The organism is Streptomyces sp. NRRL S-1813 (genome assembly GCF_000719605.1).
Classification (GTDB): domain Bacteria; phylum Actinomycetota; class Actinomycetes; order Streptomycetales; family Streptomycetaceae; genus Streptomyces; species Streptomyces decoyicus.
Map to the genome: position 1 here is coordinate 351,788 of NZ_JOHB01000002.1, position 22,088 is coordinate 373,875.

General features: G+C 69.5%; 16 protein-coding genes and 1 pseudogene. 11 read left to right on the forward strand and 6 right to left on the reverse strand.

Features of this window, described 5'->3' with window-relative positions; translation table 11 throughout:
• The first annotated feature begins 27 nt into the window (after positions 1–27).
• The 8 genes from IF67_RS0106290 to IF67_RS0106325 all read left to right on the forward strand — a co-directional run bounded on the left by IF67_RS0106290 (position 28) and on the right by IF67_RS0106325 (position 11,185).
• On the forward strand, positions 28–2,187 hold the full coding sequence (locus tag IF67_RS0106290; RefSeq protein ID WP_078889294.1) for an alpha-1,4-glucan--maltose-1-phosphate maltosyltransferase: 2,160 nt from the start codon (positions 28–30) through the stop codon (positions 2,185–2,187).
• Complete coding sequence (gene glgB / locus IF67_RS0106295; RefSeq protein WP_051817653.1) at positions 2,181–4,088, forward strand: 1,4-alpha-glucan branching protein GlgB; 1,908 nt, start codon at positions 2,181–2,183, stop codon at positions 4,086–4,088. The genes IF67_RS0106290 and glgB overlap by 7 nt, the downstream gene beginning before the upstream one ends.
• Positions 4,085–5,656 carry a Na+/H+ antiporter gene (locus IF67_RS0106300; protein WP_030982965.1) on the forward strand — a complete coding sequence of 524 codons (1,572 nt, stop codon included), beginning with the start codon at positions 4,085–4,087 and terminating at the stop codon, positions 5,654–5,656. The genes glgB and IF67_RS0106300 overlap by 4 nt, the downstream gene beginning before the upstream one ends.
• A 726-nt stretch (positions 5,657–6,382) precedes the next feature.
• On the forward strand, positions 6,383–7,603 hold the full coding sequence (locus tag IF67_RS0106305) for a transposase (protein WP_158713040.1): 1,221 nt from the start codon (positions 6,383–6,385) through the stop codon (positions 7,601–7,603).
• A 92-nt stretch (positions 7,604–7,695) separates the two neighbouring features.
• Entirely contained in the window at positions 7,696–9,129 is a 1,434-nt protein-coding gene (locus tag IF67_RS0106310; protein ID WP_030982968.1) for an ATP-binding protein, read from the forward strand.
• A gap of 1 nt (position 9,130) precedes the next feature.
• Positions 9,131–9,451, forward strand: coding sequence for a nuclear transport factor 2 family protein (locus IF67_RS0106315; RefSeq protein WP_030982971.1), 321 nt, complete (start codon positions 9,131–9,133; stop codon positions 9,449–9,451).
• Positions 9,452–9,497: 46 nt separating this feature from the next.
• Positions 9,498–9,950, forward strand: a complete 453-nt coding sequence (locus tag IF67_RS40185) for an ester cyclase (RefSeq protein WP_158713041.1) — start codon at positions 9,498–9,500, stop codon at positions 9,948–9,950.
• A gap of 62 nt (positions 9,951–10,012) precedes the next feature.
• Positions 10,013–11,185, forward strand: coding sequence for an MFS transporter (locus IF67_RS0106325; RefSeq protein WP_267959180.1), 1,173 nt, complete (start codon positions 10,013–10,015; stop codon positions 11,183–11,185).
• Positions 11,186–11,257: 72 nt separating this feature from the next.
• Here IF67_RS0106325 and IF67_RS45940 read toward each other — a convergent pair.
• A pseudogene (locus IF67_RS45940) lies at positions 11,258–11,332 on the reverse strand (VOC family protein); the annotation flags it as partial.
• 134 nt (positions 11,333–11,466) lie between these two features.
• A complete protein-coding gene (locus IF67_RS0106330; protein ID WP_030982976.1) occupies positions 11,467–12,375 on the reverse strand; it encodes an alpha/beta fold hydrolase in 909 nt (302 codons plus the stop codon).
• Between the two features lie 90 nt (positions 12,376–12,465).
• Here IF67_RS0106330 and IF67_RS0106335 point away from each other — a divergent pair, with 90 nt between their 5' ends.
• Entirely contained in the window at positions 12,466–13,017 is a 552-nt protein-coding gene (locus IF67_RS0106335; protein WP_030982979.1) for a helix-turn-helix domain-containing protein, read from the forward strand.
• Between the two features lie 221 nt (positions 13,018–13,238).
• On the forward strand, positions 13,239–14,498 hold the full coding sequence (locus tag IF67_RS38820; RefSeq protein ID WP_158713042.1) for a hypothetical protein: 1,260 nt from the start codon (positions 13,239–13,241) through the stop codon (positions 14,496–14,498).
• A gap of 251 nt (positions 14,499–14,749) precedes the next feature.
• Here the strand turns inward: IF67_RS38820 and IF67_RS0106345 are convergent, their stop codons facing one another.
• From IF67_RS0106345 to kdpB, 4 genes are all read right to left on the reverse strand, one after another.
• Positions 14,750–15,859: an alpha/beta hydrolase family protein gene (locus IF67_RS0106345; RefSeq protein WP_051817662.1), complete on the reverse strand. Its 1,110-nt coding sequence runs from the start codon at positions 15,857–15,859 to the stop codon at positions 14,750–14,752.
• Between the two features lie 64 nt (positions 15,860–15,923).
• Complete coding sequence (locus IF67_RS0106350; RefSeq protein ID WP_030982983.1) at positions 15,924–17,024, reverse strand: DUF1648 domain-containing protein; 1,101 nt, start codon at positions 17,022–17,024, stop codon at positions 15,924–15,926.
• Entirely contained in the window at positions 17,021–17,461 is a 441-nt protein-coding gene (locus IF67_RS0106355) for a GntR family transcriptional regulator (RefSeq protein WP_051817665.1), read from the reverse strand. Before IF67_RS0106355 ends, IF67_RS0106350 begins: the two co-directional genes overlap by 4 nt.
• Before the next feature lie 179 nt (positions 17,462–17,640).
• Positions 17,641–19,845, reverse strand: coding sequence for a potassium-transporting ATPase subunit KdpB (gene kdpB, locus IF67_RS0106360; RefSeq protein ID WP_030982987.1), 2,205 nt, complete (start codon positions 19,843–19,845; stop codon positions 17,641–17,643).
• A 290-nt stretch (positions 19,846–20,135) separates the two neighbouring features.
• Here kdpB and IF67_RS0106365 point away from each other — a divergent pair, with 290 nt between their 5' ends.
• A complete protein-coding gene (locus IF67_RS0106365; protein WP_063754306.1) occupies positions 20,136–22,055 on the forward strand; it encodes an NAD-binding protein in 1,920 nt (639 codons plus the stop codon).
• Positions 22,056–22,088: the final 33 nt, after the last annotated feature.

Consider the following 22,088-nt stretch of genomic DNA (forward strand, 5'->3'; position numbering starts at 1 on the left):
CAACGGAAGAGGGAGGTTCCACGTCCGATGAGAACAGAGACGGCCGCTACGACCGACAAGAGGCTGCCGGGGCAGGTTGTCCTGGCGCGCCTGCTCGACGACGAGTTCCGTCCGCCGCATCCGGGGCGCGTCCGGCTCCCCGCCCCCGTAGGGCGCATCCTGATCACCGACATTCGGCCCTCGGTCGACAGCGGACGCAGGCCCGTTCGGGCGATACCGGGCGAGCCCGTCGAGGTCTCCGCGACGATCTTCCGCGAGGGCCACGAGAAGCTCGCCGCACATGTGGTGCTGACCGGTCCCGACGGTCTGCGTGCCCCCGTGGTCCGGATGACGGAACAGGTGCCCGGAACCGACCGGTTCACCGCCCGGATCGCCGCGGACCGGACGGGGGAGTGGACATACCGGGTGGAGGCATGGGGCGACCCGATCGCCACCTGGTGGCGCACGGCGAAGACGAAGATCCCGGCGGGCACCGACGTGGAGCTGACCCTGGAAGAGGGCGCCCGGCTGCTGGACCAGGCAGCGCTCGGCATGTCCGTGGCAGGCACCCCCGCACAGCTCCTGCTCGCCGCCACGGCCGAGACCCTGCGGGACACCGGCCGCCCGAAGGCCGTACGGCTCGCTGCCGCACTGGCGTCCGAGGTGACCCAGGCACTGGAGCGGCATCCGATCCGCGAACTCCTCACCCGATCACGGGAGTTGCCCCTCCGTGTGGACCGGGAACGCGCACTCTACGGTGCCTGGTACGAATTCTTCCCGCGCTCCGAAGGCGCCGTGATCGACCCCACCGGCGAGCGCCCACCCCGCTCGGGTACCTTCCGCACCGCCGCACGCAGGCTCCCCGCGATCGCCGCCATGGGCTTCCAGGTCGTCTACCTGCCGCCCATCCACCCGATCGGCACCAGCCATCGCAAAGGCCCCGGGAACACCCTCACCGCGGGCCCGCACGACCCCGGATCTCCCTGGGCGATCGGCTCGCCGGCCGGCGGTCACGACGCCGTCCACCCGGATCTGGGCACCGCCGCGGACTTTCGTGACTTCGTACGCACCGCCCACGACCTCGGCATGGAGGTCGCCCTGGACTTCGCGCTGCAGTGCTCGCCGGACCATCCCTGGGTCCGCGAACACCCCGAATGGTTCCACCACCGCGCGGACGGCTCGATCGCCTACGCCGAGAACCCGCCCAAGAAGTACCAGGACATCTACCCTCTCGACTTCGACGCCGACCCGGTGGGCATCCATGCCGCCTGCGCGGGCCTGCTGCGGCACTGGATCGCCCAGGGTGTGCGGATCTTCCGGGTGGACAACCCGCACACCAAGCCGGTGGTGTTCTGGGAGCGCCTGCTCGCCGACATCCACGCCACCGACCCGGACGTGTTCTTCCTCTCCGAGGCCTTCACCCGCCCGGCGATGCTGCGCACCCTCGCCCGGGTCGGATTCCACCAGTCGTACACCTATTTCACCTGGCGTAACACCCGCGACGAGGTGGAGTCGTACCTGAGCGAGCTGTCCGGCGGCGACCGTGAGCTGTCCGGCGGTGAAGGCGAGGAGTCCGCGGCCTATCTGCGCCCCAACCTGTTCGTGAACACCCCGGACATCCTCCCCGAGTACCTCCAGCAGGGCGGCCGCCCGGCTTTCCAGGTCCGCGCGGTACTGGCCGCGATGGCCTCCCCGGCCTGGGGCGTCTACGCCGGCTTCGAGCTGTGCGAGGCGCAGCCCATCGCCCCCGGCCGGGAGGAGTACGCCCACTCCGAGAAGTACGAGTACCGGCCCCGCGACTGGGCCGCCGCGGAGGCCGAAGGCCGTTCCCTCGCGCCGCTCCTCACCACCCTCAACCGGATCCGCGAGCAGCACCCCGCCCTGCGCCACCTGCGCAATCTGCGCTTCCACCGCAGCGACAACGACGCGCTCCTCTGCTTCTCCAAGCATCTGGACACCCCGGACGGAGCAGGCCCGGACACCGTGCTGGTCGTCATCAACCTCGATCCGCACCATGCCCGGCACGGCACGGTCTCCCTCGACCTGTCCGCACTCGGCCTGGCCCCGGACGAGGCTTTCGACGCGCACGACGAGCTGAGCGGAGCGACGTACCGGTGGGGCCGCGACAACTTCGTACGGCTCGATCCGCAGCGCCACCAAGTAGCCCACGTCTTCACCATCCGCCCTCTGACAAGGACCTCATGGTGACCCTCACCGACACCCTCACCGACACCCGTGCCCCGTCCCTCGGAGAGCTTGACCTCCACCTGATCGGCGAGGGCCGGCATGAGCAGCTCTGGCGAGTGATGGGCGCGCACCCCGGTCCGTCCGGTACCCGCTTCGCCGTGTGGGCACCGGGCGCGCACGCCGTCCGGGCGGTCGGCGACTTCAACGACTGGGACGGCAGCGCCCACCCGATGCGGCGCCACGGATCGTCCGGCGTATGGGAGTTGTTCGTCCCCGAGGCGGGGGAAGGGGACCTCTACAAATTTGAGATCCGCGGCGTGGACGGCCGGTGGCGGCAGAAAGCGGACCCCTTCGCGTTCTCCGCCGAGTGCCCGCCGGGGACGGCATCGCGGATCTACGCCTCCCGGCACCGATGGACGGACGCGGAGTGGATGGCGGGACGAAGTGTGCGCCTGCCCCACGAGGCCCCGATGAGCATCTACGAAGTCCACCTGGGCTCATGGCGCCCCGGCCTGTCCTACCGCCAACTCGCCGAGATCCTCCCGGCGTACGTCAAGGACCTGGGCTTCACCCACATCGAGCTGATGCCCGTCGCCGAGCACCCCTTCGGCGGCTCCTGGGGCTACCAGGTCACCTCGTACTACGCCCCGACCGGCAGGCTCGGCAGCCCCGACGACTTCCGCCACCTCATCGACGCGTGCCACCGGGCCGGGATCGGCGTGCTCCTCGACTGGGTGCCCGCCCACTTCCCCAAGGACGAGTGGGCACTGGCCCGGTTCGACGGCTTCCCGCTGTACGAACACCCCGACCCGCTCCGTGGCGTCCACCCCGACTGGGGAACCCTGGTCTTCGACTACGGCCGCCCCGAGGTCCGCAACTTCCTGGTCGCCAACGCCGTGTACTGGTGCGAGGAGTTCCATATCGACGGGCTGCGGGTGGATGCCGTCGCCTCCATGCTCTACCTGGACTACTCCCGAGAAGACGGCCAGTGGCGGCCCAACGCCCACGGCGGACGGGAGAACCTGGACGCGATCGCCTTCCTCCAGGAGCTCAATGCCACCGTCTACCGGCGGTGCCCCGGAGTCTTCACCATCGCCGAGGAATCCACGGCCTGGGACGGCGTCACCCGGCCCACCGACGCCGGCGGGCTCGGCTTCGGCCTGAAGTGGAACATGGGGTGGATGCACGACTCCCTCGGCTATATGCGCCAGGACCCCGTGCACCGGCAGCACCACCACACCAACATGACCTTCCCGATGGCCTACGCCCACGCGGAGCACTACATCCTGCCGATCAGCCACGACGAGGTGGTGCACGGCAAGGGTTCGCTCGTCGGGAAGATGCCCGGCGAACGAGGCAGGAAGTTCGCCGACCTGCGCGCCTATCTGGCGTTCATGTGGGCCCATCCGGGCAAGCAACTGCTCTTCATGGGCCAGGAGTTCGCCCAGCCGGCGGAGTGGTGGCACGACGGGGCGCTGGACTGGAACCTGCTTGATGCCTCCGAGGCGGGGGCCGCCGACCACCGCGGGGTACGTGATCTGGTCCGCGACCTCAACCGGCGCTATCTCGGCACCGAAGCCCTGTGGCAGGGAGACTCCGCCCCGTACGGCTTCCGGTGGATCGACGCCGACGCGGCCGGGGACAACGTCCTGTCCTTCATCCGCTACGACGCCTGCGGCAACCCACTCGTGTGCATCTACCACTTCGCGCCGCAGACCACATGCTCCTTCCCGCTCGCGCTACCCGAGGCCGGTGCCTGGCGCGAAGTCCTCAACACCGACGCGCTGTGCTACGGCGGGAGCGGGGCGGGCAACCTCGGCGGCGTACGGGCCGAGCCCCGCACATGGCAGGGACTCCCGGCCCGCGCATCCGTCGTACTGCCTCCGCTCGGCGCACTCTGGCTCACCCCGGAGCGGACATGACGGAAGTCCTGCTCCTCGTCGTCGGCGCGACCCTGCTGGCCGCCGCGGCCCGGCGGGCCGGCATCCCGGCGCCCATCGCCCTCGTCGTCACCGGGCTTCTGGTCTCCTTCCTTCCGGGAGTGCCCGACTACCACCTCGAACCGCATGTCGCGCTGCTCGTCTTCGTGCCGCCGCTGGTCTATTCCGACGCGCTGGAGAGCTCGTATCTGAACCTGCGGGCCAATGCACGCCCGATCGGCCTGCTCTCCGTCGGCCTGGTGCTGTTCACCGTGGTGGCCGTCGGAGTCGTGGCCCACCTGGTCATCTCCGGCATGCCCTGGACGGTGGCCTTCGTCCTCGGCGCGATCCTCGCGCCCACCGACGCGGTGGCCGCCGTCTCCATCGCCCGGCGCCTCGGGCTGCCGCGGCGGATCGCCACCATCCTGGTGGCGGAGAGCATCGTCAACGACGCCACCGGGATGACGGCCTTCCGGCTCACCGTGGCCGTGGCCCTCGGCGGCGCGACCACCTTCCTCCAGGGCGTCGGCGAGTTCCTGCTCGCCTCCTGCGGCGGTGTAGCCGTCGGCCTGCTGCTCGCCGTACCGGTCCGGCGACTGCGGCTGTGGCTCTCCGACGCCGTCACGGAGAACGCGGTGTCGCTGGTCGTACCCTTTGCGGCCTATGCGTTCGCCGAGTCGTGCCACGCCTCCGGCGTCCTGGCGGTGCTCGCCGCAGGTCTCTATCTCGGCCACCATTCCACCGGGGCGTCGCACGAGGCGCGATTGCAGGAGAGGGCTACCTGGAAGCTCAGCACCTGCCTGCTGGAATCCGTCGTCTTCGCCCTCATCGGACTCCAACTGCGCCCCGTTCTCACAGCGTTGCACACCACCGATCCGGTCGCTCTGGGCTGGTACGCCAGCGCGCTACTCGCCACCGTGCTACTCGCCCGTATCTGCTGGATCTTCCCGGCGACCTACCTGCCCCGTCGGCTGTCCGCGCGGATCCGGGAGCGCGACCCGTCGCCGCCCTGGCAGCTTCCCGCGCTGATCTCCTGGGCGGGTATCCGGGGAGTGGTCTCGCTCGCCGCCGCCTTCGCGGTCCCTCCCGGGATGCCCCGTCGCGACCTCCTCCTCTTCCTCGCCTTCACGGTGGTCCTGAGCACTCTGCTGCTACAGGGGCTCACCTTCCCGGTCGTGGTGCGCCGGATCGGCCTGAAGGAGGACCGACAAGCACACCACGACGACCTCGCGGAGGCGCTGGCGCAGGACACCGCCGCCCGTGCCGCCTGGAGCCGCGTGGAGGAGCTCGTGACGGCCGGCCGCGGTACGACTCCCGGCCATGTGGTCGAGAAACTACGCGAGTTGGCGGAGCATCGCCGTCACACGGCATGGGAACGGCTCTCGGTCCACGACCAGCCAGGGAGTACGGAACCCCCGACCGCGGCCTACCGGCGGCTACGACGGGAGATGCTCGCGGCCGAGCGCCAGGTGTTCGTCCGGCTCTGCAAGGAGGGCCGTATCAACGACGAGGTGCTGCGACGCGTCATGCACGATCTCGATCTGGAGGAAGCGGTGCTCTGCCGCGAGTGACGGCGCCGCGCGCCATGCCGCGCCCGGCCAGCAGGGGACCGGTCACGGCCGTGGTGACCAGCGCCATCATCACGAAGCCGGTGTACATCGCCCGGTCGAGAAGGCCGGCCGTCAAACCGACGTTCGGCTGCCCGGGCGGCTGCGAGGGCGAAGGCTGCGGCCAGTGCCGGCCCGGCCTTTCCCGCGAAGAGCGGGGTTGTTCGTGCCGCGCGGCGCAGCAGCCGATGGATCAGCCAAGCCGCCGCGAGCAAGCCGACGTCCCCAAAGGCGAAGCCCCTTACCTCCGCGGACCCGGTCCCGTGAGCCAGTGCGACCGAGAGGGCCAACAAACATCGACCTTTGTCAAGTGCCACGGATTGTCGCCCTATTTGCCGGGGACCGTACCCATTCCCGCCGATCAGCCATGACGTGACGGGGCGTATATGGAACGCGCTAAGGCGTGACCCGTCAGGTTGGCCGAAGTTGCGCGGTCCAGTTTAATGACTGACGGGAAACCGACCATGTGCCGAGCGCATGGATATCCAGAGACGATCTCACGATCGGTGTGATGCGGCTTGACGGTCAGCACTCTCAGAAGTCGTTCGACGTTTCCTTGAGTGCAGGAGTGCAAACTGTATCCGGGAACCCCACCGGCCGAAGGGCATTTTTGCATGCCGTGGCCCGCCCGTTTCAGTGAATCTTTCCCACCATTTTTGGTTTCGCACTGTGCTGCGAGGAGGGATTTGTGTGGACGCCGGGTTCAAAGGGCTAGATCCGCAATGGCTTTCTCACGACCGTGTCGACGAACTGTGCGGGAGGCTGCTCGCCTCCATCCCGAGGAGTGACCAGCGACGCTGGGGCGAACTGTACGTGCGCGGACTCCTGCTGGCGGAGGGGCGCAAGACGATGCAGGGCATCGCGGCCGTCGTCGGCAGCGCCGCCATGCAGAGCCTCCAGCAGTTCATCAGCACCTCACCGTGGGACTGGAGACCCGTGCGGCAATCGCTCGCCGGCTATCTGGACCGCGAGATCCGGCCGCTTTCCTGGATCGTCGAACCACTCGCCGTACCGAAGGCCGGAAAGCACTCGGTCGGAGTCGAGCGCCAATTCGCCACCGGCCTGGGCAAGGTGACCAACTGCCAGCAGAGTTCCGGCGTCTGGCTGGCGTCGGAGGAATCGAGCTGCCCCGTGGACTGGCAGCTTGCCCTGCCCGCCAGCTGGGTGGCGGGGCCGGAGCAGCGCAAACGGGCCGCGATCCCCGATCACATCAGAGCCAAGACACCGGTGCAGTGCGCTGTCGACTCCGTGGTCGAGATGGCGAAGGAGTGGCGCCTCATGCCCCGGCCGGTGGTGATGGCCGTGCCCAACGCGGACCTGCCCGGCGCCGCCAGAGCCTTCACCGGACACCGCATCCCCTTCGTGCTCCGGATCGAAGGCTCCCTCCCGGTCGTCGCCGGCAGCGGACCGGCATCGTGCGAACAGCGCATTCTGCCGGCACACCGGCTCACCGAGGCATTGAAGGAGCAGGCAGGGGCGGTGGAGTGGCGGGACTTCGGCCAGTCACGGCACCGGGTCACCAAGGTGGTCGGCGGCCGCGTCGCGCTGCCCACGCCCGCCGGTCACACGGCACGCGGAACAGGCACGCCGCCCCTCCTTCTGGTCGGCGCCTGGACGGATCCGGCAAGCGCGCGCCCCACGGAGTTCTGGTTGTCCAATGTCAGCCACCTCTCGTCCTCGGCGTTGTTCCGGATCGCCAAGCTCTCCCGGCGGGTCTCCCGGGACCTGCACGAGATAGGTGACCGCGTGGGTGTCCGCGACTTCGCCGGACGGTCCTTCCGGGGCTGGCACCATCACGCCACCCTCGTCTCCATCGCGCATGCGATATCCGTCCTCTCCCGCGCGGACCGCCGCACCCGCGTGCCGTACTCGTCGGCGTCCCCCTTACTCCCGCTGATCGGATCGCGATGACGGACACAAGGACGACGGCGAACACAAGGACGACGGCGAACGCAAGGACGTTGACGGACACCGGGGCAGCGAATGCATCCGTGCAGCGCGGCATGCGACTTCGCGAGATCGAACTCTTCGCGCAGATGACAGATGACCAGCTCGACTGGCTCTCCTCGGAGACCGAGGAGAGCCGGCTGCGGGACGGCGAAACCCTGTTCCGCGACGGCGAGCCGGCCGCCCACTTCTACGTCCTCCTCGAGGGAGAACTCGTCGTCACCAAGGTCGTGGACGGCCGCGAGGAGCTGCTCACCCGGCACAGCACCCGCCCACGCCCCGGCGACGGACACGACGCGAAGCCGTCGGCTGCCCACCGCTTCACCGGAGAGCTGCCGCTGTTGACCGACGGCAGCTATCTGGCCACTGCCACGGCTGCGGGCGAGACAGCGGTTCTCGTCTGCCCCAAGCAGGCCTTCTTCGAGATGCTCGTGCGCTGCCCGACCGTGGCGCGCGTCCTGCTGCCCGTCCTCGCCTGGCGTATCACCTCGTCGGAGATCCAGGCCAGGAACCGGGCCACGGTCACCGCTCTGGGGACGCTGGCCGCCGGCCTGGCCCACGAGCTCAACAACCCGGCGGCGGCCGTGGCGCGTGCCGCACAGGACCTGGGGCCGGTGATCGACCGGCTCGGGGAGACCGCACAGCGCTGGGGAAGCGTGGCCAATGACCGGGAACGGTCCGCCCTGAGGGAAATGATCGGCGAGATCGTACGGACACCGCCCACTGCCGACACCGATCCCGTCGCCCTCGCGGACCTCGAGGACGCCGTGGGCGACTGGGCGGCGGAACTGGGCGCTGAGCAGTCGGCGCCACTGGCCACCGCCCTGGCCGAGCGGGGACTCGGCCAGGAGTGGCTGTCCGTACGGGCCTCCGGCATGCGCCCGGAGGCCGTTGCGGCGGCACTCGACCAGCTGTCCGTACTTCTCGAAGCCCGCGCGCTGACGGACCAGCTGCAGTCGGCGGGCCCGCGGATCTCCGCACTGGTGGCCGCTACCAGGGACTACGCCAACCTTGACCGCGCTCCCCGGCAGGAATTCTTGGTCACCGACGGGCTCGAAGCCACCCTGACCATGATGCGGCCCCAACTGGCCGGAGTGCGGATCGTCCGTGACTACGCGCCGGACGTCCCGGCGGTGACCGGCTATCCCACCGAACTCAACCAGGTGTGGACCAATCTGATCGACAACGCGCTCGACGCCATGGACGGCAAGGGAACGCTCACCCTGCGCACCTGCCTCGAGGGAAGCTGTCTGACCGTCGAAATCGGCGACACCGGCCAGGGAATCCCGGCCGACTCCCTCTCCCGGATCTTCGAGCCCTTCTACACCACCAAGGACGTGGGCAAAGGGACCGGCCTGGGACTGCATCTGTCGTACCGGATCGTCACCCAGCGGCACGGCGGGTCCCTCACTGCGCGCTCGGCCCCGGGTGACACCTGGATGGTCGTGCGGATACCGGTCAACAAATCACCCACGAAGGGAGATGCCTGATATGCATGCCGTGCTCGAACGCCAGTTGGCGGCCCTGGCAGCGGGCGACATCGAAGCAGTGATGGAGAACTACGCCCCGGACGCTGCTCTCGTCAGATTCGACGGAGTATTCGCCGGGACCGAACGGATCCGCGCAACGCTCTCCGCCTACCTCACCCTGAAGCCGCGGCTTGTGGAATTGCTGCACCACGCCGAATACATGGACACGGTCTTCTACCGAGCCGTGATGAATGTGGGCGGTCAGCAGAAGGATTCCATGGGAATGCTGGTGCTGCGGGACGGAAAGATCTGGCGACAGGCGGCCGTATTCCTCGGTGGCTGACCATTCGGCTGAACACTCAACGGGGCCACAGCGAAAGGAAACTCCCATGGCACCTCCTGTGAAGTCCGGACCGCTGGAAATCTATCGCGCCTGGAACGAACTCCTGCTCGCGGGAGACATACAAGGCGCGGCCCGCCTGATCGACCCCGGCAGATGGCGCGAAAAATGCCTGGGTCTGACCGACTGGCTCACCGATTTCGAGGACGCTCTCACCCACTACGTGAAGAACATGGTCAGGCCCTGGGACGGGCTGGAGATGCACGAGGAGGAGGTCGTCGAGGGACGGGACGCCGTCACCATCCGCTTCCGTGTGGAGGCGACACACACCGGAGAGTTCCTCGGTGTGCCGGCGACGGGGCGCAGGGTCTCGTTCCAGGCCATCCGCATCGTGCACGTGAACGACGGCAAAGTCACCGGGCAGTGGGCGCAGCTGGACCTGTGGGGCATCCACCAACAACTGTCCGCTCCCGTACCGACCTTGGAGAGGACCGGTCCATGAGCGGGGTCGACGGATTCGCCGTCAGCGAGACCGGATGACGCCGGGCGCTGGCCGCCCTGGGCCTGGGTGCCTTCGCCATCGGGACCACCGAACTCGTCATCGTCGGCGTACTGGGCCTGATGGCCGACGATATGCGCGTCTCGATCGGCACCGCCGGACTGCTGGTCACGGCCTACGCCCTCGGCATCTCGTTCGGTGGTCCGATCGCGACCGCGCTGACCCTCAGGCTGGGCCGGCGCCTGCTGCTGCGGCTGGCCCTGGTCGCCTTCATCGCCGGCAATCTCATCGCGGTGGCCGCCACCGCCTTCGGGGTGCTGCTGGCCGCCCGCGCGATCACCGGAGCCCTCCACGGCCTGTTCCTCGGGGCGGCCTCCGCCGTGGCCACCGGCCTGGTGCCGGCCGAACGCCGTGGCCACGCCGTCTCCTTGGTCTTCGGCGGGATCGCGGTCTCCACCGTGCTCGGCGTACCGCTGGGGACATTGGTCGGGCAGACACTCGGATGGCGCGCCACCTTCACGGGCGTCGCCATCCTCTGCGCCGTTGCCCTGGCAGCCACCTTCCTCTTCGTACCGAACGCCGCAGGCAGCGGCTCCGGCGGATTGGCCGCCCAGGCCCGCCACGCCTTCGCCCCGCGGGTGCTGGCGATGCTGGGCGCAGGAGTGCTGCTGATGGCCGCGCAATTCACCGCCCTGACCTATCTGACGCCGCTTCTCGAGGACGTCACGGGAATCCCGGGCGGAGCGGTCAGCGCCTTTCTGCTGATCTTCGGAGTGACCAGCGCGATCGGTACGTTCGCCGGCGGCAGGTTCGCCGACCGGAACGCCTCCGGCACCCTGCTGGTCGGCAACGGCGTACTGGTCCTTGCTCTGGGCGGCCTCTACCTTTCCGGCCCGCATCCGTTATTCGTCGCCGTGGCACTCGCCGCCTGGGGCCTGGTCGGCATGGGCATCACCCCGTCCCTGCAACTACGGGTGATCTCACTGGCCGGCGAGGGCGGCGACCTCGCCGCGACCCTCGGGGCCTCGGCAGTCAACGCCGGCATCGCCTCCGGCGCCGCGATCGGAGGTGGGACGGTGGCGGCGTACGGTCTCGAGCACGTGCCGCTGGCCGCTGTGGTGGTTTCTGCCGTCGCGCTCCCCGCGACCTGGGCCACCCGCTGGCTGCGGGTGCCCGCCACGGTGGTCGGGAGCGGCGAGACCGCTCCCGGGAACGTTGTGACGAACACCGGTGGCTGACCTCCTTTCCAGGCGTGAACCACCCGCGGCGGGGAACTGGCAAGCCGGGCCGCCGGCTGCTTATGAGCCCGCGGTGTGCAGGGAGAAGCCGACCCCGCCACCCGTCTGCGCGCCCACGCTCGCGCACTGGGCCTCGTCCTTGACGCGGGGCCGGCGGCAGTGAGGTGCCGTGCGCAGCGATCCGGCCCAGCCGGCGATGCTTACGGATACTGCGCGAACATGCCACGGCGGCCCACCGGAAGAGAGCCGGCAGAGAGCCTCTGGCTCAGGTTGGCCGACCGTCATCTCGCTGAACTCTCCGTCCGAAGAAGGTCGTTGACCGCCTGGAGCACGGCGTCCGGGCATTCCTCATGGAGCCAGCCGTGGCCTGCGTCGTCGAGGATGCGGTGTTCGCCGCGCGGGGCCTCCGCGGCCAGTTCCGCGTGCAGGGTGCGCTTGCTTTCGTTGAGCTCGCGCAGCAGCTCTTCGGGCCAGAGGTGGGCCTGCGTGGCGTCGTGCCCCATGGCGGAGAGCACGATCAGCGGCACGTCGGGGGTGTTCGGTGCGCGCCGGAACTCGTCGGCGACCTTGTCGTAGAGGTTCTGGTTCTCCTGTGAGGCGACCCGCCAGGTGGCGAGGTGGCGTTCGATCAGCGGCTCGCGCACAGGCTCCGGCCAGGCTGCGAAGTGGGGGGCCATCTGGTCACGGGACTGCTGGATCTGCTCCTGCGTGAGCTCCGTCAGCTCCTGGTCCCGCATCTCTTCCAGCATCCGGTCCAGCCGCTCCCGCGCCGCCAGGGGTGCGCGTACGACCAGGTCCTCGTGGAACGGGTCGAGCAGGAGCAGGCCGGCGACCTCGCCGGGGAAGCGCCTCGTGTAGTGGCGCGCGTAGGCGCCGCCCAGGGAGTGGCCGACCAGCAGGTACGGGCCGGGTACGGCGGCCGTGTGCAGAAGCGCTTGCAGTTCGTCGGTGACCTGGGCCGCCGTGCGGGGCAGCTCGGCCGGGTCGCTCCAGCCGTTGCCGGCACGGTCGTAGAGCACGCTGCCGGTCAGCTCGGCGACACGGTGGTGGATGTTCAGGTAGTCCAGGCTCATCAGCCCGCCTCCCGCCAGGAACACCGCGGTCGGGCCGCCGTTGCCGGAGCGGTGCAGCATCAGCCGTCGCCCGTCGATGTCGTAGTGGCGTCCCAGCGGTAGCGATGGGTGCGGCATGGTCGACTCTCCCCGTTCACTCGAAGGCACTGTTCAACGAGCCATTGTTCTTAACTTTGAGAACAGTATCAGCTGTGAGAATGTGGGCTCATGGATACGGTCGAACTGCTGCTGCACCCGGTACGGCTGCGCATCGTGCACGCCATGTCCGGCGGGCGGACGCTCACCACGTCGCAGGTGTGCGCGCTGCTGCCCGACGTGTCGAAGGCCACCGTGTACCGGCACGTCGGCCTGCTGGCCGACGGTGGCCTCCTGGAAGTGGTGGGTGAGCAGCGGGTGCGCGGCGCCGTCGAGCGCCGGTACCGGCTGCAGGGGGAGCGGGCGGTGATCGACGCCGACACCGCAGCATCGGTATCGGTGGAGGATCACCGGCGCGTGTTCGCCGTGGCCATGGCCACCCTGCTGGCCGAGTTCAATGCCTATCTCGACCGGGACGGCGCCGATCCGACCGCCGACCTGGTGGGCTACCGCCAGCACGCGCTCTGGCTCAGCCGGGACGAACTCGCCGAGCTGATCGGCGAGATGCGCGAAGCGCTCGTCTCACGGATGGGGAACACTCCCTCGGCCGAGCGCACCCGCCACCTGATCAGCCCGATCCTGTTCCCCGCCGAGGGGCCGCCCCCGACCGACGACAGGCCCTGAGGACCGTCCGGCATGCATGGGTGGACCGCAGGCGGACGTCGGCGACGGCCATCGCCCTTGGAACACAAACGCTCGCTCGTCGTACAGAGTGGCCGCAGCCAGCGGCAGCGCAAGGGACTCTTCGCGAAGTCCACCCCGCATTCGGTCGGTTGATCCCAAGCCTTGGTAGTGCCGTGGATCGGTGCCCTCTGACGGGGAACATGGGGCAAGGAACGGAGAACGTGGCAGTGGGGGTGCACATGACGGGCACGGACATCTGGCGCGTCGTGGAAGGGGGGACCTGGACCGCCGTCGTCGGAGCGCTCTGCACCGCAGTCGTCGCTGTGACCCTGGGCGCCGGCATCCAGCGCTTGCGGACCCGCAGGGCCCAGGCGAGGGACCCGCGCCGCTTTGAGGCCATGTCCGATCTGCGTGCGGAACTCGCCGCCGCCCGGCCTGATGACACCGGCTTGGTCCGGATCGGGGCCCAGCATTACGCGGCCCTGGCCCCGGCCGACCTGGCCGCGGCCGCACGCGAGGCGGGGTACGTACGGCTGCCCGAGGGCGACACTGCGGCCGCGGCGCGGGCTGATGGCGGTGACCTGGGCGGGGTACTGAGGTTCCGGCCCGGGGTCGAGCCGCCCCGCGCGCGGTACGAGGTGCGGCGGACGGCGTTGTCCTGGTACCCCGTGGCGAGCGGATGCCTGTTCGGGAGCCTGGGCCCGGCCGTACTGACCATGATGATGCCGAACGTGCCCGAGGCCCTGGCGTGGGCCGCCGCTGTGCTGTGCCTGCTAGGCCTCGTCACCTCGGTGCTGCCGATGAGTCGGGTGAAGGGCCCGGCCGTACTGGTGCTCCTGCTGGTCTTCGTCCTCCCCCTGGCCTCCCTGGCCGCCGGCTCCGGCGCGTACGAGGGACATCTGCTGGAGCGCGACGGGCAAGCCATACGGGCCGAGGTCGTCGGAACGTACACGGTGCAGGCCAGGAACGGCTCCGTCGGCTATCTGAAGCTGGCCGATGCGCGCGGCAGGCCCGTTCCCGGCGCTGCCATGCGGTCGCGGGGCGTGGGGGCCGAACGCGGCGACGTGATCACCGTTGTGGCGGACCCTGAGGGCCGAGTTGTGCCCCGCCTTCCGGCGGATGTCGACGAAACCGCGCGCACCGTTGTGTTCTGTGCCCTGTCGCTGCTGTCCATGCTGAGCGTTGTGGGGCTGGCTGCCATCGACCGGAGGCGGATGACGCGCATCGCTCATCTGCCGCCCGAACTGGGCTACGCAACCGTCGAGGCACGGGCCCAGGAGGTGGCCCTGCGCGATCTGCTGCGCACCGGCGACCGCGACGAGCGGGGCTACGTCATCGTGAACCCCGATGCCTTCGACGGCATCTCCCACGCCCGCGCCGCCCGTATCGCACGGGAAGAGGGACTACGGGCCGAGGCGTTCGGAAACGCGGGGAGATGGCGGTTCGCCGAGACCGTCATCGAGGACGTCACCTCGGAGTGACCGGGCCTCGACGGCATCCTGGGGTGATGCAGAACCCAGCACATACCGGCGCCTGGCCTGCAGCACGACGTCGGGATCGGGGGCGGCGGGGCTGCGGCGCACATGAACTGGTCTCAGCGACACGCTGGACGCCGAGCACGCCAAGGAAATGGCGGCTCGGCGCCCGAACAGACGGCGCGCTCAACTTTCCACCGGGCACACGGTCCACCAGAGCGAACCCGCCGGCCTCGTCGCGGCCGTACGCGAGTTGTTCAGCTCGCCGTGAGGTGCCGCCAGGGGAGGACGAAGTCGTGCAGGGCACTCTGCGCGGCCGGGGCGATCATTTGGTCGTTGACCGGGGTGCCCGCGGGGTGAAGGAAGTGGTCGAGGCCGGGCAGGACCCGTAGCCCGGGACCGGTGGTGCGGGCCGCGGCCAAGGCGGTGAGCAGGGGCGGCGTGGTCCGGCACGGCACGTTGGTGTCCGCGGTGCCACAGGTGACCAGGGTGCGGGTGCCGTGGGCGACGCGTCGGGCGGTGTCCGGCGGATAGATGGCGTCGTCGCTGCGGACGAACGTGGCGTTGTGCGGACCGAACAATCCGTTCAGCAAGGAGGCGATGAACGGCAGCAGTCCTGAGGTGTCCACCTGGCGCTCGGCGCGGAAGTCCGCGATGGCCCGGGATACTCCTGCTTTGTTCAACTGCGCCTGCTGAGGGCTGAGTTCACCAGCTGCGACGAGTCGGTCCAAGGTACCCGCAAGTTGATAGTCGATCGCGTCCAGGAGTCGTGTGTCCTGCGGGGCGATGAGCGCGAGCCCGGCGGGCTTCGGCCGTACGGCGCGGCCTACGAGCAGGGCCTGGAGGCCTCCCTCGCTGTGCCCGACGATGAGCAGCTTGTTCGGGTCGGCCTCGGGCTGGGCGCGCAGGGCGTTGTATGCGGCGACGGCCTGGGCGGTGTACGCGGCCATGTCGATGTGGTCGGAGTTCTTGTACCGGCCCCATCCGGTACGGCCGGTGCCGTACTTGTCGAAGCGCAGGCTCATCACGCCGTCATCGCCGAGGGTGCTCGCGAACAGGGCGAGGGTGTGCGGGGTGGACGCGGGTGGCTGGTCGCCGTTGCGGTCGGTCAGGCCGCTGCCGGGGATGAGGAGGGCTGCGGCGAGGCGGCGGCCCGCGCGATGGGCGGGGATGTGCAGGGTGCCGTACGTGGTGGTGCTGTCGGCAGTGAACCGCACCTGGCGATCACTGGCGGGGATGAGCGGTGTGGAGCGGGTTGTTGTGGCGGCTTCGGCCGCCCCTAACGCCGGCCCGGTCGTGGTGATGGCAACCGTGGCCATGAGTACGGCCAGTGTGCAGCGCCGCCAGGTGGTAGTGGTCCCACGCATGTGTTCTCCCAACGGGTGGTGGATCCAGGAAAGGTGGTGGTCGCCTGTGTGACTTCGCCAGACGTCAGCGGACGATCAGCGGCAGGGCGAGCGGCAGGCCCACGATGAGCGCGAGCAGCAGCAGCGCGCGTGGGTTGCCGAAGTTGAAGGTCCAGCCGAATCCGGACCGTTTCTGTACGAGCAGCGCGGGATCGGCGCGGTTGACGTAGAGCGATCCCGCCCCGCGCCAGTACCGGTCGTCGTCGCGCCGTACCACACCGGTGTTCTCCTCCGGTACCCCGCCGTCCGCGGCGGGCAGCCGGCTGCCCCCTTGCCCGGTACGGAGCGCGACGCCGACGACGAGGGCGAGACCGACCAGGATCGGCAGCATCACGAGTACCGGTGACAGCTTCTGGCCGGCATGCCAGATCGGCCAGGCCCCGGCGAGCATCGACAGGTCGACGCAGGCGGCCAGCACCAGCAGGGAGATCACGGCACGCACCGAGAAACGGCGGTGCCTGCGTGCGGAGTCGGCGGGGCGCGCCGGGTCGAGTTCCGGACGGGCGCGGAACGAGAACCAGGCCAGTACCAGGATCGTCGCGGTCACCCCGGCTTGCACGAAGACCGGGAAGAACACGCTGCCGACCGACTTGGTGGCGAAGTGGTCGGGGATGCCGGAAGCGTTGAAGTGCACCGCGAGACGGTCGGGTACCGACGGGTACAGGACGAGGGCGGTCATGACCGTGCCCGCGACGATCAGCAGTGCCGGGATCGACCAGAGCCACGGAAAGGGTTCCGGATCGGTGCGGAGCGAGGTGTCGGTCACCACGCCCTGGCTAAGGCCGCGGTACCAGTCCTCGTCCCGCTTGGCCGCCGCGATCGCCACCCGGGTCCGGCTGAAGGCGGCCAGGAACACGGCGAGGATCAGTACGGGCACCACGCCGGGCCGGACGAGATGGGTCGTGGCCGACAGTCCGACGTTCAGAGCGACCAGCGCTCCGCCGGCCATGCCCACCAGCCATCGATAGCGCTTGCGTTGCTCGGCGATCACCGGAGCGTCCGCCCGCGCGGCGGGTATGCGCACTCCGAAGGGCAGCGTCGGACTTGTCAGTGAGGGGGTCAGCCACGCCACTGCCAACACCACCAGTGGTATGGCCGCGTTGACCAGTAGTGCTCCGCTGTTCATGACGCCGGATCTCCTTGCTCTGCGCCGTGGTCGGCGCCGCCTGCGGTACGTGCGGATGACGTGAACGAGGTCAGGACGGATCCGCAGCTGTCCAGAACCGCCGGATCGCCGACGCCGTGGGCGACCGCTTCGGCGAGCAGCGTCCGCAGCCGTGTCTCCCACTCGTCGGTGAAGTCGGGTTCCGGCGGGCCGGTGCTGGCGTCACGCTGCACCAGGGCGCCGCTCTTGCGGTTGATCCGCAGGAGGCCCTCCCGCCGCAGCAGGTCATACGCCTTGTTCACGGTGTGGAAATTGATGCCCAGATCGACGGCGAGCTGCCGGGTCGAGGGCAGCGAACTGCCTTTGACCAGTTCGCCGGACGCGATGGCCTCAACGATCCGGTTCCGGATCTGCTGGTAGATCGGTACCTCGCTGTCCAGGTCGAGGCTGAGGATCACCTTCGGACTCCCACTGTCGTTCTGTTATAGCTCTTATAGAACAGTACAGCGGACAGCGGTATGGTGGGGAGCGTGAAGAACGCGACAAGGCTTCGGCGGCGTGCCGGGTGCGTCCCCAAGGCTTGAGACCTTCAGGCCGCCGTAGCCGTAGCGCGCATCCCGTGCAGCTGCGGCGACGCTCAGCCGAGGCCGGGGATCGGGGAGATCAGCAGGTCGATGAGTTTAATGCCGATGAACGGGGCGATGAGGCCGCCGAGTCCGTAGCGGGTGAGGTTGCGGCGCAGCAGGTCGTGGGCGGAGGCGGGGGTGTAGCGCACGCCGCGCAGGGCGAGCGGGATCAGGGCGATGATGATGAGCGCGTTGAAGATGATCGCGGATGTGATCGCCGAGGTCGGGCTGTGCAGGCCCATGATGTTCAGGTCTGCCAGGCCCGGATAGACGCCGGCGAACATGGCCGGGATGATCGCGAAGTATTTTGCGACGTCGTTGGTGATCGAGAAGGTGGTCAACGCGCCTCGGGTGATGAGGAGTTGCTTGCCGATCTCGACGATCTCGATGAGTTTGGTGGGATTTGAGTCGAGGTCGACCATGTTGCCGGCCTCTTTGGCGGCCGACGTACCGGTGTTCATCGCGACGCCGACGTCCGCCTGGGCGAGGGCCGGGGCGTCGTTGGTGCCGTCGCCGGTCATCGCGACCAGCTTGCCACCCTCCTGTTCCCGGGTGATCAGGGCGAGTTTGTCCTCGGGCGTGGCCTCGGCCAGGTAGTCGTCGATGCCCGCTTCCTGGGCGATGGCCTTGGCCGTGAGGGGGTTGTCGCCGGTGATCATGACCGTACGGATGCCCATGCGGCGCAGTTCGGCGAAGCGTTCGCGGATGCCGTCCTTGACGATGTCTTTGAGATGGATGACGCCCAGAACCCGCGGCCCGTAACGGTCGTGCACCGCCACCAGCAGCGGGGTGCCGCCGGACGCGGCGATGGCGTCGGTGAACATGCGGGCCTCGGCGGGTACTTGGCCGCCGCGCCGCACCACCCAATCGATGACCTGGGCAGCCGCGCCCTTGCGGATCGCGCACCCCGAACCTCCCCCACTGCCTGAAGGGCGTGGGAGGTGCCCCCATGTCCAGCGCAGGGTGACGCCGCTCATCCGGGTCTGCGCGCTGAAGGCGACGTACTCGGCGTGCTGGAGCTCACCTTCGGCCGGTGCCCGCAGCCCGTACTTGTTCTTGGCGAGGACGACGATGGAGCGGCCCTCGGGCGTCTCGTCGGCGAGTGAGGAGAGCTGGGCGGCGTCCGCGAGCGGGAGTTCGTCGAGGCCCGGGAGCGGGACGAAGGCGGCCGCCTCACGATTGCCGAGGGTGATGGTGCCGGTCTTGTCGAGCAGCAGGGTGTTGATGTCGCCGGCCGCCTCGACCGCGCGTCCCGACATGGCCAGGACGTTGCGCTGGACGAGGCGGTCCATGCCGGCGATGCCGATCGCGGAGAGCAGCGCGCCGATCGTCGTGGGGATGAGGGTGACGAGAAGGGCGACGAGCACGGCCGTCTGCTGCGCCGCGCCGGCGTAGGCGGCCATCGGCTGCACGGTGACGACGACGAGGATGAAGACGATGGTGAGCGCGGCCAGCAGGATGTGCAGCGCGATCTCGTTCGGGGTCCGCTGCCGGGTCGCGCCCTCGACCAGGGCGATCATGCGGTCCAGGAAGGAGTTCCCGGGGCGGGAGGTGATGCGCACGACGATGCGGTCGGACAGCACGGTGGTGCCGCCGGTGACACCGGAGCGGTCACCGCCCGACTCGCGGATGACGGGCGCGGATTCGCCGGTGACCGCCGACTCGTCGACCGCGGCGACGCCGTCGACGACATCACCGTCAGCCGGGATCGTCTCGCCCGCCTCGACCAGGACGAAGTCGAACGGCTGCAGATCGTCGGCGGCGACGGTCTCGGTCTCGGCGCCCCGGAGGTCGATACCGACCCGCCAGTTGTTACGCAGCCGACGGGCGGTGATGTCCATACGCGCCTTGCGCAGCGAGGCGGCCTGCGCTCTGCCGCGGCCCTCGGCGACCGCCTCGGCGAGGTTGGCGAAGACCACCGTCAGCCAGAGCCAGCCGCTGATCACCCAGGTGAAGACGGACGGGTTGAGGAGTGCGGAGAGGGTGGTGAGGAGCGAACCGCAGGCCACGACGAACAGCACGGGGTTGGTGGCCAGAGCCCGCGGATGCAGCTTGCGCAGCGCCTCGGGGAGGGCTGTCAGCAGTGCCTTCGGGTCGAAGAGCCCGCCCGGCGTCCGTCGCCGCCGTCGGCCTCCTGGCCTGGGGGTGCCCTGGGGAGAGACGGTGACTGTGCCGCTCGGCGAAGTCGTCGGGGCGGGGGAGGGGGCGGGAGCCATACGGGGACCTTCTGGGAGTGCGGCCTCCTGCGTGCGCGGGCGGCCGGGTGGTCTGAGAGACAGTGGCCGAGGTCGGGCAGGCCGGTGGGCGGAGCGCCGTCGCCTCGCGCATCCGCCGGCCGTGATCGAACCTATGGCGCCACCGAGCGGCGCACGTCATGTCACGTACGGAATTTGCGGCTCTCTGACGGTGTGCCACGATCGGCGCCATCAGGCCATACGCAATCTTGATGCCGAACTGTTGTGCGCACCGGAACCGCGCGCCCCGCCCCGGCAATCTTGATGACGTGATGTCAACTCTCCATCTGCGTATGCCCTTCGGGCAGCGCTCGCAGCACATGGTGATCTGCGGAAACGACGGACTCGCGCACCGTCTGGCGGTGACGCTGGATGCTGTCTGCGGTGAGGCGGTCACCGTGGTGCTGCCCTCGGGGCGCGACGGCCATGCGCCGGAGATCGCCGCCCTGCACCGTGATCCGCAGTCGCCGGTCGAACTGCTGGTGGCCGCCCATCCGGACGAACAGATGCTGCGTGCCGCCGGGGTGGAGCGGGCCGCCGCGCTCGCCCTGACCTACCGTGACGACCAGGTCAACGTGACCGCCGCACTGCTCGCCCGCACCCTCAACCCAACCATCCGCCTGGTCATCCGCATGTACAACCGAGAGCGCGGCAGCCATCTCGAACGACTGCTGGACCGGGCCGTGTTGGCGCTCGGCCGGACCGATGACGCGTCGCTGGACATGTCCACCACGGTGCTGTCCGACACCGACACCGCGGTCCCGGAGCTGGTGTCCGCCGCGGCGGTCGGTCAGGGACACACCCTCCAGGTCGAGGGCCAGGTCTTCCGCGGCGTCGTACGCGCTGCACGCACCCCGCTCCGGTCGGCCGACCTGGCCACGCTAGCCGTACTGTCCGGCGCCCATCAGGACGACCCGGCGAGCGAGGACAGCCCTGAGACGCCGGGGGAGGAGGGCACCCAGCTGCTGCCCGACACCTTCACCGCCTACCACCGGCAGTTCACCCACGGCCGGCTGATGCTGGAGGAGGTGACCCATCACCACCCGCCCGTTGCACCGCCGCGCGACCGGCGCGGCTACGGTGCCTGGTTGCGGGACCGGCTGGCGCATCTGCCGTGGAAGGTGTTCCTCTCCCGCGAGGTGCTGGCGGTCTTCGGGGTACTGGCGGCGGTGGTGCTGGTGCTGGCGGGGGCCACTGCCCTGTTCGAGTCCGAACCGCTGTGGAAGTCGCTCTATCTGCCGCTGCTGGACATCTTCACCATGGGCGACCCGGCGACCGACGAGTCCCCGGCCCGCCGGGTGCTCCAGCTGATCGCCGGATTCGTGGGGTTGGCCGTACTGCCGCTTGTGGTGGCCGCCACGATGAAAGCCACCGAGGCGTTCCGTACGGCATCGGTCGGACACCCTCCGGGCGATGATCTCACCGATCACATCGTGCTGGTCGGCCTCGGCAAGATCGGCACCCGCGTCCTGGCCCAACTGCGCACCACCGAACACCAGATGGTCGTCATAGAGCGTGATCCGCACGCCCGCGGCGTCGCCCTCGCCCGTGAACTCGGTGTGCCGCTGCTCCTGGAGGACGCCGGCAGCCCCGGTGTCCTCGACCGCGCCCGGATCAGCCAGAGCAAGTCGCTGCTGGTTCTCACCCGCGACGACGGCGAGAACCTCGACATCGCGATGGCTGCCCGCGAGAGCAACCCCCAGGTGCGGGTGGTGATGCGGCTGTACGACGACGACTTCGCCGCCACCGTCTCCCGTACGATGCGCGCCTCCTACCCTGATGCCACCACCCGCAGCCGCAGCGTCTCGGCGCTCGCCGCACCGTCCTTCGCCGCCGCCATGATGGGCCGTCATGTCCTGGGCGTCATGCCGGTGGAACGCGGCTCCCTCCTCTTCACCACCGTGGACGTCGCCGGTCACCCGGAGCTGGAGGGCCGCTCCCTCCACCAGGCCTTCCGCGAGAACGAATGGCGGGTGCTGGCGATCGGCTCCGCGGCCGCTCCTCCTTCCTCTGCCTCGGGTGACACGCTCGGCGGCCTCCGTCTCGACCGGCCGGGCTTCGACTGGCGGCCCTCTCACGGCAGGGTCCTGCGCGCCGGCGACCGGGTCGTGGTGGCATCGACCCGGCGCGGCCTGGACTTCCTGATGACGGGGGTGCAACCGCACCCGCATCCGAGGGACCCGCGTACCTGAGTGGCGCCGAAGGCGTCTTACGCGTACGGGAGA